This is a genomic window from Nostoc flagelliforme FACHB-838 (genome assembly GCF_014698065.1).
GTDB classification, from domain to species: domain Bacteria; phylum Cyanobacteriota; class Cyanobacteriia; order Cyanobacteriales; family Nostocaceae; genus Nostoc; species Nostoc flagelliforme_B.
Genome location: NZ_JACJSI010000084.1, coordinates 1 through 12,997, shown reverse-complemented (window position 1 = coordinate 12,997; position 12,997 = coordinate 1). Strand labels below are relative to the sequence as shown.

The window sequence follows — 12,997 nt, the reverse complement described above, 5'->3', positions numbered from 1 at the left end:
TTGTCAGGTAATGTCTACTTTTAGAGTCTTTTTACCTTTGATTCATGATTGGGTGCGAGGGGAGAAACAGAGATGGCATCAGATTCACAGATTCGAGCATTACTCAAAGCTTGGTTAGATTACATCCATGTTGAAAATTTGAGTAATGCCTCCTTAGAAGCTGACGATTCAGAACAACCGAACATCTGGGACTCTCTCGTAAATCTGGTAGGCGATAAATTATTAATAGACGAGTCTTTATTTAAAAACATCAAGCAACAATTTAAAAATTCAAAAAACAAAGGTCAAACAGAATTACCATCAATTGCTGTAGCTTTCCCGCAGCTTTATGTAGTTGAATCGAATCGCCGTCAATTTCGCCCGTTGTTCACTATCAACATTTCTCCAATATTCGAGGGCAATTATCGCAGTAGCGGATGGAATTTAACTGAATATGAGTTTCAGCCTGTTATTCCCAATTTGATGCAGTGGTACGGGCTAGAGGAAGAAGCGGCTGAGTCACTGGTGACAAGGGAAGGGCTAAAGGTGTTTCTGGAAACTACTTTTAATCGCCCCTTTAAGACACTACAAGATTTTATGGGACTGATTGAATTACCGCCTTTTCCTGTGCGGTCGAAACTTCTCCCTTATCTATTGGATTTTGACTACGCTGCTTTTAATTACAACCTCAAAAAAGATTTTCAGAAAATTAGCGACCAGAATTACTTTCAGTGGTCAAGACCAGGACATCCGGCTTACGAATATTTATTTGGACAACCAAAAGCACCTCAACATGAAGTACTTTATTTGGGTGCTTTCCCAAACTCACTCCCCGATGACTATCAAGCACTTGCTCTCAAACATTCGCACTCAACCCCTGTTACTGCTGTGATTGGGCCACCGGGAAATGGCAAAACCACACTGTTGTTACATAAGATAGCGCAGCAAGTGGTACATCGAGCAGTGGAATTAGCAACAACGGGTGAAGATAAAAGTAACCTAACTGTGGTAACAAGCACTAACAAATTTGCTGTAAATAACGTTGAGAAAATCTTAGCCAGCAACCTTACCTCTGACCGTTTCTACCTATCAGGAGGCTCTAGGGATTTAGTTGACACCCAAGTTTTACCTAATTTGCAAGCTGCACTCGACTGGTTAGCCAAAGAAACGTTTAATTACGATGAATGGGAGTCAGCAAAACAACAGTTGTTAGCTGGTGTTCAGCAGATAGAATCTCACATAAAGCAAGATGAGCATGATCAACAACAAAAAAAAGCTGATGAGCAGTTATTAGAGTCGCTATGCCGAGATATACAATTGCTCTCAGTGGCGATAAAGACTTCTGCATTTGAGTCTTCGTCACCATTAGAATTTGACCGCGACTACAATAAGTTCCCCCTAGAAGCTTATCAGCAGATAGGACAATATCTTGACAGTGCTAGGCGTTCTTTGCCATCTGAAGATTACAGACAGACTTATAGTAGAAGTAACTTCTGGTTTGCCCAGATTTTGCAGACGATTAAACGATTCTGGCAGTCGATAACCAAAACCAGCGCACATCATGTTCTCAAACGCTTGCACAAACAGATAGAGATGCCTGTGTTAGCGACACTGGCCACCCCATTTCAATTTCAAATCCCACTAACAACTGAATCTCTCATCGCCGCCCAACAAAGCGTTGACCAGCTACTGGACGAAGCATTGAATTGGCAGCAACAACAGAATGGTATTGACAGCACACAACAGCAGATTGAGTCAAGAAAGCAGCAACGAGAAGACCTCATTACTCGCCGTTCTCAAATCGAGAACCGACTCGCTACTTATCCCACCAAAGATTTTTACAGTCGCTTCTACACTGAATTGCACTCGCTGCAAGTAGAGTTATTTGAGTGGTCTTGGCAATTTCAACAGCAGGAAGCACGGCGGCGAAAAGATGAAGTGATAGCTTCCATAAGAACTTACATTGCATTATTGAATGGTGAATGGGATGCTTACCGTCAGTTAAGTCATAATTGGAGAAACATTTATCGGGATATCAGCCTGTTATTTCCGGTGTTTCTTTGCACTTTGCACTCCATCCGCAATTTGTTACCCTATCCCGATAGTGGCTGTATCGACCAAGTAATTGTAGATGAAGCGGGTCAGATTCCACCGCATCAAGTTTTCCCCGTTTTAGTGAGGTGTAATCGGGCTTTGATTGTAGGCGATCCATTGCAATTAGAGCCAGTGGTAAATTTAAGTGACCAGAAGAAAGATGAATATCGCAGCAAGTCGTTTCTAGAACAGGGGCTAACAGATGTAGATTATGACCGCTACAGTCCCACAGCAACAACAGCTTATCACCGAGCAGCCGGGGCATCAGGCCAACCGCAAGATATTGGTCAGGGTATTATCCTTAAATATCATTACCGTTGCGTTCCGGTAATTGCTGATTTTTGCGATCGCTTGTGTAATTACGGCATGATCATCAAAACTGAACCAAAAGCTTCTCGGTTGGGTGCTAACCTGATTGCTTGCAATGTGGAAGGAAAGCTGGAGAACAACGTTAATTGGGCAGAAGTTGATGCAGTAGAGGCATTGATTGAGGAGTTGTTAGCGGCGGGTTATTGCTTAAATTCTCCTGACTCTGACAACACAATTGGCGTGATTTCACCTTACCGCCGTCAGGTAAATGCACTGACTCAACGTTTAAAATCTCACTGGTCAGATTTTTCAGACAAGAGCATTGGCACAGTTCACACATTTCAAGGGGGTCAGAAGTCAGTGATAATTTTCTCGACTCGCCAATGCAAAGCAACTGATAGTCTCTGGTTTATTAATCGGCGGCCTAATTTACTGAATGTGGCTGTTAGCAGAGCGCGAGAATTGTTTATCCTGGTGGGGAATTTGGAGCAAATTTCTGAAGGGGGGCATACCAGAGAGTTGGTGGAATATATTAAGGAATTTGGCGAGATGCGATAATTTGAATTAAGTCCAGAAAAGTGCAAATAGGCGTAGATATAGCGTAGCTGACACTACGGGCAAAACAGTACAAATTTACCTAAAACCGAGGTTTGTAGTATGCCAATTACAGGGGTGAAACCCTTATTCTTCCGTTACAACCTTGTCTAACAAGAAGCAAACAAGGGGTGGATGATTTATCAAAAAGCAATAGTTCAAAAGCTTATACAGTAATATTTTCAGCCTATCTTGCCCGTGGTGTCAGCTACGCTATATTTACCTCTACCTATAATAAGTATTAAAAAAATTCTGGTTACAATGACAGATTAATTAGCATAGGAACCCTACTTGTATAGCAGTTTGTTTTCTATTAGCTAAATTTGACTTACCTATCTTAAAAGTCACTAAGTCATATTGAGTAGGGGTGTACTTTCTATCAATTAGATCATTAATATGAAAAAACAGTTTTTCTTTTGTATCAATTGGCATAATAAATCCATAACCGCGTTCTACTTTCAAAGTTACTATCTGTCCAACACGTTCTAATCCATCACAATAAATTGCTGATAAAATTCGATATCCTTTCATGCGGATACCATAATCCTTATCTCGCACTAAGTCACAAACTTTGTGCAAAGTCCACATGAAACGGCGTATACAAAGCTCTTCTATTGCTCTTGTTCGTAAATAAGTAGGATAAGTTATTTCTACCCAATTTAGTAATTTAGTATTTTCAAAAAAAGACTGTTGATTGATTAAACGCCAACCTTGTTTTTGTACTGCTCTGTTTGGATGAAATATAATTTGTTCAATTACCTGCTCTGAAAGTAACTCTGGACAAAATGCAATAGATTTTACAGCAATAATTTGGACAGATTCTAATGGATCTACAAGAGCTTTTTGAAAAACTATAGCGCCAATATCATGAGGTAATTTTTCTATCATCTCTACCACAGCCAAACGAACACCTGGAGGTAAAGAAGAACTCATTAGTTTTTCAAGTATTTTAATATCTACATAACCAGCAGAAATAAGACCTTTGACTAAAGCAGCTTTAGCTCCAGATGTAATTTTTGGGTCTTCAAGATTAATTAAATCAAAAATACTTACAGCTAAATATGGATTTCTATTTAATACTTTATTGAGTACAAGAGACTGCATACCAAGGTGAGATAGGCATAATGCTTGTAGAGCAACATCTTCTAATTCCTCTTGTTCTAGCGAGTTAATTAAATTGATAATTCTAAGCGCTTGTAGCGATTCATCTGAATGAGGTGGCACAGAAAATAAAGCTCTAATCAAATCTCGACGCTGAGATTTGTCTATACGAAGCAATAAAATTTTTGTTCCAATTAACCTGACTAAAAAATCTGTTTCATTAACAACAAGTTCAAAAATTTCTGTATCTAATCCAGTGTTTTCAATAAATTCAATTTTGCTAATAGCAGCCCGACGCACTTGAGTGTCTAAATCTTTCAGTGCTAACTTTAATAATGCTGCTGAACGTTCAGAGCTAAGAGCATTAATAGCAACGACTAACGGAATATATCTATTTTCTATAGATGTGTTACATTGTTGAATTAAGTAATCTAGTGCCTCTGGAGACTCCAAACAACCCAAAGCTTGAGCTATTTTGTGTGCTAGTCTTGGCTTTCGTAACTCTGCCAAAGAAATTAATTGTGGTGTAACTTCTGCAAGTTGGTGTGCAATAGTAAACTCAATAGCAATTAATTGTTGTGTAAATTCTTTTGATACTAAAGATTTTTGAACTTCTTTAGTAACACCATTAGGAGCATACTGAATTAAAGATTTACGAACTACTGACAGTGTTTTATTGGAAAGTTTCGGAAGTGCTTTAAAAATAGCCTGTGTTGCTTCAACTTCATCAAACGCAGCCATTGACTCTATAGCTAAACACTTGCTAGGTATAGATTGTAATAGCATTAAAGATTTGGCTTGATTAAATAATTCTTGGAATAATAGCTTAGAACGCTGGGAACGAGCTGAGTAGCATTGTGCTGCTAATCTTAAATTTTTTTGTGCAATAAATAATGCTAGTGTATCGGCAGAATTAAGTAAACCTGATAATATTTCAACACTTGTTCGAGTAGCAGCCAGTATGTTAGCTTGTACCTTTGAATCAAAACCTTTCTCCCAAGAATCTTTCAAACCCAATGCAATAAAATAATCAAGTGCTGTTTCATGAAAAAAACCAATAAGGTGATCACTGCGTCTGTTTAGGAGACTACTATCAATAAGCGTGTTAAGTAGTGAAATAGGTGAGACTTCACGAGCAAAACGTTGCGTTAGATTTTCAAATATATGCACTATCTGATTTTCAGAAACTACTGTACCTGACTCATTACGAGTTGTTTTAGCCATATCAACCAAAGCCATAATTTTTATGTACCTTGGTATTTGATTTCCTTTACGTTCTTCACGCTCGAATATTTGGTTAACAAGGACATTCATCATTTCCCCAATACTTCGAGGAATATGTATTTGTGTAGGAAGTTCACATAGGAGTCGGCTCATAAGAGGTGTTTTGAAAAGAGCCAAAAGTCTATTATCATTTTTAATACGAGAAAATAATTGATTACCTTCTTCTTCGGTCTTTGCATTTAAACGTAAAATTTGCCAAACCCCATAAGGGGTTAGAGACTCTAGTTCATACACAGGAAGTGGTAGCTCTTGATGATAAGCTTCTTGTCGCGTAGAAACCACTACTCTACATTTAGGATGGTTTAGAAGAAAAGCTTTTATATCTTGAATTACCTCACGGTAGTATTGTTGAGGAACTTCATTTAACCCATCAAGAAAAAAACAGTATTGTCCATTAGCCAATCCTGATTGAATATCATTAGAAGAAATATTATGTAAAAATGTAGATAAATAATTTATCAATTTGTTTCCTTGCCCAAGTATATCAGCTGGCAAGTAAATAGGTATCTGTTCGGGAGAATATTGCAAAGAGAGAATTTCTTTTGCCAAGATAGCAGTAACGTGTCTCAATGTACGTGATTTACCTGCCCCACTTCCACCTATCAATATCATTCTATCTATTTGTTTGATAAGCGAAGTAATTTCTTCTGGCCCTGTAGGTAAGGAATTTTTAGAAAAGGATTCCGTTGAAGTGAAATAAATAGGTTGCTCATCAACTGAGCTTGATTTCCATTTTAAAGAAGCTTGCAGACGTACATATCGATTATAATCTGCATCTAAATGTTGGGATACCCATTGCAAGTAAGCTTGGTACGGAGATGTAGCTAATTCAAGTACAGCACGATTTGGTGGATGTCTAACTGCTAAAAGAAAAAGAGCAATAGTTGTATTAAAAAGTACTGAGACTTGTTCTTGAGAGTAACTTTGAGCCTCATGAGAAAACTCATTTCGGAGTAGATAGATGCGATAAGCTACTGCTGCAATATAGTCTTGTTGTGACCAATAAACTGAACAGTGTTTCTTATTAGAAAAATTTTCATCCCAATACATTTTAGGGAAAATTAGCCCGTGTTCTAGAATAAATCGAAGATTTTGTTTTTCTAATTGATTTAATTTATTTAAGTCTTTAGCATAGCGAGTACGACCAATCGCTTTTAAACAAGGTTCTATTGTAAGGACAAGATTACGGAGATTTGCTATGCGTCTACCAATATCAGTAAAAGGAAGATTTTGATGATCCTCAACAGTAATAGTTATTTGGCTTGCAAGTTGTTCATTTTCAGGTAGTGCAAGAAATCTTTCAAACAACTTACAAAGTGATGGTAAATCTGGAAATGATAAACCATCTAACGGTTGATAAGGATGCGATACATAAGAAACATATTTATTTATATAAAGACTTATAGACATATTGTAGATAATTACAAATAATTTTGCCGAAAAAGCTTTTTCTTACATATAATCATAATGTTAAGTAAATTATCATAAAAGTATAAAGCTCTACATCGGGCATTTATAATACTTTAAGTTTCCGAATAGTCAAAACACAGTTTTTAAAAGTATTATTTCTATTCTTTTGGAAGAACAACTAAATTTTTATAAATACCAAATTGGGGTAAATATTAGTTCTAAAGCTTATTGAAGCTTAAAAATATAGTCAAGGTGTCTAAACTATTTTGCAGCTTTTTACGTCTATGCCAGCGCAACATCAATTTATCCTGTAAATATGCAAGACTTGTCAATCAATATACTGGAACCATATTAGTACATTAATTTAACGTGTTTATTAAGCATTAATACTGTATATTATTGTATTATAAAAATAATTAAACTTTAATATCCGCAAAAGACTTACAGTGTATTAGTTTCAAGGATTTAAGAACTCGTTGCGACTCATGCGGCAACGCGGAGTCTTCGGGGCGGGCTTGCGGGACTGGTCGGCCCAACGATTGATTACTCTGCCCGTCCCGAAGACCGCATGAGTCGAGCCTCGCGGCAACGAGTTCGGTCTGCACGGCGCGGATCACAGGCTAAAACCACGATCCTGCTGTCTGAGCTTTTGTTGCCCCTCCCTGAGATGAGCTTCTAATTCCTGACTCCAATCAAGATTATGGGTTTTGAGCCTTTTACCCTGTGGCAACAATTCTAATACTGCACTAGCTGCGTTATTCCCTTCTTGATCATTATTGAATGCTACGACCACCCTATTGAAACTCTTGAGAAATTCCATAGGTAGGTTATTCGGGTCATCAGCGACTATCAACATGGTTCTAGTTGGTGGTAGCCCTTTGCAACTTGAAATAAGGTAGGTGGCTGCTGACATCGCATCAATCGGTGAAGAACACAAAAAGACGTTTTCTACCTTGTCCGTTGGTTGCCCTCCCAATCTCAGATAAAACCAACCATTTGCTGTAGAGGTGTTTTGGTCGTACTCCACAGCACGATGACTTTGCCTTGGCTTTGACCAAATTAATGCGCCAGTTTTTTCACCATCTAAATCACGCTTGATAAACAAAATATTTCGTTGCTCATCCATGTAAAGCAACTGATTATTATGTAATCCTTGCGAAATATAATCTGGTATGTAGCGTTTCTCGCTTAAGTACTTGTGCAATACTTGCCAAACAACTTTATCCTCCGGTGGTGGAGTAAACTGGGGCTGCTGTTGTTTGCGTTCAATCTCTTGAAGAAACTTTTCTAACTGCTCAACTGGGAGTGGTTTAACAGGTTTGAGCAGCAATTCATGAATAGATTCATCATCGCGTTGTGGTTGGTAGTCAATTTCAAAATGCTTCTGTAGTCCTGGGAATGTATAGGCAGGCCCCAAAGATGTACCGCTAAATTTCTGGTCATTCCATGAGTAAGAGATGCCTTTACTTTTACTGTTGCGTGTTAGCCCATGACGCACCTCAATACCCAACAGTTGCAATCGTTCTATTAGTTGGGGCATAGTCGGTTTATCTACTGTGGCGCGGTCGATTAGTTCAATTAGTTGGGTTTTGATTGGCTGTTGTGGCGGCGTGTTTCTCTCACCCTGCTCATATTCTAGTTGCTCTCTCTCAAATCGTTGCTGTTGCCCGGAACTGGGGGCGCGGCTCAGTTTCTCCTTACTATTGAGGGTCTGCTGTAACCCATATTCTAGTTCTAGCTGACGAATGATTTTTTCAGAGCGCACATACTCCCAGCTATCGCGGGTAATCTTGCCGTCATCCAAACTGATTCTACTAGCGCAAATATGTATATGGTCGTGGTTGCGATCGCTGTGGCGATAGATGGCATATTGGTTAGCTGTGTAGCCCATTTCTGACATATACTTGTCGGCAACCTCGCACCAAGTATCATTGTCTAGCTGTTCACCTGGGCTTAGTGAGAGCGAAACATGGTGAACTACTTTTTCTGCTTCTGGATTAAGTTGTCGAGACAGTCGGAATTCTCTGGCTAATTCTCTGGCATTTGTGCCAAACATATTGCCGCCAATTAAGGATGACTCCTCTTTGTTTTCAAGATAGTCAAGGAGTCCACGAAAGCTTTTACCTTTGGTTTGGTTGCCAATCATTTTTACTCCCAGTCTTCCTGATCTCCGTCGTCATCAATATCATCGTCATCAGTAATTTCAGTTTCAATTTGGGACAGTTCCCGACCAATTTGTTGTAAGAGTTTTTGTAACTGTTTTAGTTGTTCTGGATCTGCGGGTGGTCGCAGTCCCATTTTAATAGCTGTGTTGGTGGCTCTGGTGAGTTGATTAATATTGCTGCCGATGCGGACTAATTCTCGGTAAGTAGCTAGGGTTATTTTGCTCAGTCGTTTGGGCAGTGGTTTTAATAAAACACTGCGTCTAGTTAATTCAGCAATGCTTAGTCCTGCGTCTGATGCTTTCAACTTAATCATGTCGTGTTCGATTGCATTAACACGAGCTTCTAATGTCTTAGTGCGAAGCAGGTTCTTGGACAGTTTCGGGCGCATAACTGTGGGAGGTATGAGAGGGGGTTTCCAAAGGGGGACACTTCCCACTTTGGCAAGCCTGTCGTCCGAGCGAAGCGAGGTTTGCCGTAGGCAAAAGGCACGGCTTGCTTCTAGCCCAAATACGGGGCTAGGAAAAGTGTCATATGCTACGTATGTACGGAGGGTACAGCAGGGGGCTGAGGGCGGGAGTACAAAGGCGTAGCCGTGCTGCTGAATATCCTACAACTTACAGGGGAGGATAGCAACGGCGTAGCCGGAATTTGAGATAATCAAGCAGGAGATAAATTCTGGTTCGGCGTAGCCACCATAGAGAAGATAAAAACGGCGTAGCCGCTATATGAAAATTCTAGGTTCAGCGTAGCTGCCACACAATATAATAGTCCGGCGTAGCCACAATACTAAAAAATAATTCAGCGTAGCTGTAATAGCCAGATTTTTTAGCATGAGCTTGAATAAGACTACCAGCGAAGCTGCCACACTAAAAAATATAAGGTGTAGCCGTAATACGGAAAGGTAATTCGGCGTAGCCGCAATCGCCGATTTTTTTAGCATTTTGAAAATAAATTAGTGCAAATTATTTCAAATAGCTGATAATTATCAGTTAATCGGTATTCATGAGATAACCATGAGTGAGCATCAGAATTCAGAAGTAATCACGAAAGAGAAGATTGATAAGGCCATCAATCTGCTGAAGTCACAGAAGCCGAAAGAACGAGAAGCTGTATCGGACAGAGAGACTATCAAGAAAATGAGACGGTACATTGAGAAGCTGACCTCTGATAAGTACGGCTACAGTTATGATGAAGTTTCAGAGATGCTGAAGGATCTGGGCATTAATTTGGCTGGCAGCAGAATCAAATATTTAATCGGTGAGTTGAAGAAAAGCAGCCGTCGCCGTCAAAAAGTATCTGACAGCGATAGTAATGCATCAGTTCAGGGGGCTGTTGAAAATCAGTCAGCAGTTGTTGAAAGCAGCGATGCTGAAAAAACACCAGTCAAGAATACGAGGGGTAAGAGTAAAAAACAACTACTTGCAGCTGAAGCAGCAACAACATAGAAACAATGGCATCTTAGTTTTAGTCTTTGAACGGGTCAAGTTAGCCACATAATAGGAATCAATATGGGAGAAGCTAAAAGGCGCAAGAAGTCAGACCCCAATTGGGGTAAATCCGAAGCATTTAAAAAGTCAGACCCCAATTGGGGTAAATCCGAAGCATTTAAAAAGGCAGACCCCAATTGGGGTAAATCCGAAGCATTTAATCATCCCAACAAACCTAAAATCACCTATTTGACTGAATCACATCCCGATTATCAAACCGCCTCTGACATTAAAAATGCTCACTACGCTGGCAAATCTCGTGTTTACCTTGTTCGCTTAGATTATGCCGATGGTGAATATTTTGTCGGCGCAGTCAACACATTCTTAGTCGGTACTGAAATTACAGTCAACGCCATCTGGACTCCCTACCCCAACAGCCAACGCACTGGTCTAGAAATTCTAGACCTGATCCGTCGAGATATTGGTTTAAAAGCTAGAGACGAAATGTTTCAGGCCGATGCTGTTCTGATCGACTTTGAATCTGAATAAATTTTTTAGCAGTTGGGTGCTGGTGAGCGGACAAAGTTTCGAGCGCCGCAGTCGAGCGAACAAGGGGAATAAATTTTGTAGCGTCACTGTCGAATTACAGGTCGTTTGCACTCCTTGCAACGGCACTAAAAATTGAAACTGAGTTTAACCCTGTTTAGTCACTCTCGGAAAACAATAATCGAAGTAAGATTCTGAAACTTTGATTTAATCAAACTTTGAGCCTTTATTTTTTAACAGTAACTAAAGTTTGTAGCCAAAACCTGAAGATTAAAGCTCTCAAAGGCTTTCAGCGATTAGGCTCTCCCAGAATGACAAAACAGGGTTAATCGTGCAGTGGTGCAACTGGAGTTAGAGTAATGGTGATCGGAAATAGGTCTATACCGTTTGCCTTGCGGGAAAGTCTCCAGGTAACGCTCGCCATCGAACTTCCTCTACAAGAATATAAAATATTACATTGAGAATTTCCCACATATCGACTTCACGCTTTCGACCACCAGGTTTTGCTTCTGGAATCATGTCACTTAGCAATTCATATTAGAAGCGGGTCAGATTACTGGGGTATGCTTTACCCATGTTGCTCTCTGGGTGCTGTTTACTATCTATTCACAGCGTCTACTGAGAGAGCTTTTTACCATTTTTCTGACTTTCCAAACATCCTCTTAGAAAAACAAGCATTGTGTTTAATAACCATTCTCGTCGTCAATTTTTACAACTGGCTGGAGGTTTACTTGTAGCAACCAGTGCCACAGTCAGCTTTCCACGGTTTCGTACTCTGGCTGCTGACAAATCTAAACCCATACTGAGGTTTCAGTTTACTATTGAGGGAGGGGGAAAAGGTTCTTTTTACTTGAACACAGCAGCTGCACCCATTGCTGTACAAGGAGCTTTCGGTCAAGAGTTTTTATACTTTAACGCGGTTTCTAATTTCTCTTTTTCAGGATTAGATAGGAATTTGAAAAAGCAGACAGCGGGTTGGAAAGTAGTCCCTGGTCTGAAAGCTGAATTTCTCGGCGGTTTTCCGCCAGGAACTCCAGGGATTCTTAGCGGTGTTAATTATCCAGATGGATGTTCAACAGGAACAGCTAACGCCTGTTCAATTACTGTTGCTGTGCTTTACTTAGGCAATCTTGCAGAACTTCCTCAACTTTCTACTGACCCAAGTTCCTACTACTTAATTGGGGTTGACTTGATCCAACCTAATGGGCAGCTAAATCGGATTGATGCTACAGAAAGGAAAGTCATTGCTCTACCTGAAGGTGTCATAGTAGACTAATGCCAAAGTTGTACAGCAAGCGCGTACCCCTACTTAAGAGTTTGCACATCAGGATAGTTAAGAATTTTCGCATCCGTTGTTGGGGTTCAGCTGGGATACCCGGCTGAACCCCAGTTATGGCATCACTCGTATTACTGAATCGGTATGGTCAGAGAAACGTTTCTCTGACCATGCTTTTTAATCCCAGTCAGTTTGTGCTGACGGAGATCGCACCATGTTCTTTCATTTTGGCTAGAGTGAATGCACAAAACTATTGAGAAATTAGCCACGCTCGAACAGCACTGCTTTTGAATATGGCAGTGCAAATATGAGAGCAACAAAAAATCAAGTCTATTTCAGTCCCTATCTACTGGTGTAAGTTCAGTGAACGGCAATAAAACCACTGTATTGTTGGTTAAGCTCTGACATCTGACCCTACTATCTAATGTTTTGCTCTGTACCAAGAAATGGTCTAAATCTCCTGTGACGGTACATACAAGTCCAATCAATGTTTCAATAAGGGATTTCGGGTGATGTTGATTTGGATCTCCTAAATTATTTTGAGTATTAAAAGACATAGCTGATCCATCAGACTCTCCAAGATTTTGAAGGCGTTCGCGTCGTGCAGCACGTTTAGCTAATATGGACATCAGGTTAGACCAAATTTGTGCATCAAGTCGGTAGACTTTAATTTTTTGCCTCTCAAACCCTGGCTCAAATCTCGACCAGCGAAAAGCCGCTTTAATTCCCAACTGCGATAACATTTGATGCACAACCTGAACATCACTCATTTTGTCGCTAATGGTGAGTTTGAGATGGTGGAATATTTCTGG

Annotated in this window: 9 protein-coding genes; 4 read left to right on the top strand and 5 right to left on the bottom strand. The window is 39.9% G+C overall.

The window, feature by feature from the left end; genetic code table 11:
- The first annotated feature begins 72 nt into the window (after positions 1-72).
- Positions 73-2,940, top strand: coding sequence for an AAA domain-containing protein (locus H6G97_RS27575; protein WP_190943757.1), 2,868 nt, complete (start codon positions 73-75; stop codon positions 2,938-2,940).
- A 309-nt stretch (positions 2,941-3,249) separates the two neighbouring features.
- Here the strand turns inward: H6G97_RS27575 and H6G97_RS27570 are convergent, their stop codons facing one another.
- From H6G97_RS27570 to H6G97_RS27560, 3 genes are all read right to left on the bottom strand, one after another.
- Positions 3,250-6,771, bottom strand: a complete 3,522-nt coding sequence (locus tag H6G97_RS27570) for a cold shock domain-containing protein (protein WP_190943756.1) — start codon at positions 6,769-6,771, stop codon at positions 3,250-3,252.
- Positions 6,772-7,384: 613 nt separating this feature from the next.
- The gene (locus H6G97_RS27565) at positions 7,385-8,917 is read right to left on the bottom strand and encodes a relaxase/mobilization nuclease domain-containing protein (RefSeq protein WP_190943755.1); all 1,533 of its coding nucleotides are present in this window, start codon (positions 8,915-8,917) and stop codon (positions 7,385-7,387) included.
- 2 nt (positions 8,918-8,919) lie between these two features.
- On the bottom strand, positions 8,920-9,324 hold the full coding sequence (locus H6G97_RS27560; RefSeq protein WP_242055288.1) for a plasmid mobilization protein: 405 nt from the start codon (positions 9,322-9,324) through the stop codon (positions 8,920-8,922).
- Positions 9,325-9,949: 625 nt separating this feature from the next.
- Here H6G97_RS27560 and H6G97_RS27555 point away from each other — a divergent pair.
- Positions 9,950-10,381 carry a hypothetical protein gene (locus H6G97_RS27555; protein ID WP_190943754.1) on the top strand — a complete coding sequence of 144 codons (432 nt, stop codon included), beginning with the start codon at positions 9,950-9,952 and terminating at the stop codon, positions 10,379-10,381.
- Between the two features lie 63 nt (positions 10,382-10,444).
- Positions 10,445-10,912: a hypothetical protein gene (locus H6G97_RS27550; protein ID WP_190943753.1), complete on the top strand. Its 468-nt coding sequence runs from the start codon at positions 10,445-10,447 to the stop codon at positions 10,910-10,912.
- A gap of 375 nt (positions 10,913-11,287) precedes the next feature.
- On the opposite strand, the gene H6G97_RS27545 is transcribed toward H6G97_RS27550, so the two are convergent.
- Positions 11,288-11,440, bottom strand: coding sequence for a transposase (locus H6G97_RS27545; RefSeq protein WP_277883338.1), 153 nt, complete (start codon positions 11,438-11,440; stop codon positions 11,288-11,290).
- Between the two features lie 148 nt (positions 11,441-11,588).
- Here H6G97_RS27545 and H6G97_RS27540 point away from each other — a divergent pair, with 148 nt between their 5' ends.
- Positions 11,589-12,185: a hypothetical protein gene (locus H6G97_RS27540; protein WP_190943752.1), complete on the top strand. Its 597-nt coding sequence runs from the start codon at positions 11,589-11,591 to the stop codon at positions 12,183-12,185.
- Positions 12,186-12,520: 335 nt separating this feature from the next.
- On the opposite strand, the gene H6G97_RS27535 is transcribed toward H6G97_RS27540, so the two are convergent.
- Positions 12,521-12,997 (bottom strand): hypothetical protein (locus H6G97_RS27535; RefSeq protein WP_190943751.1); only part of this gene is annotated, 477 nt, incomplete at its 5' end.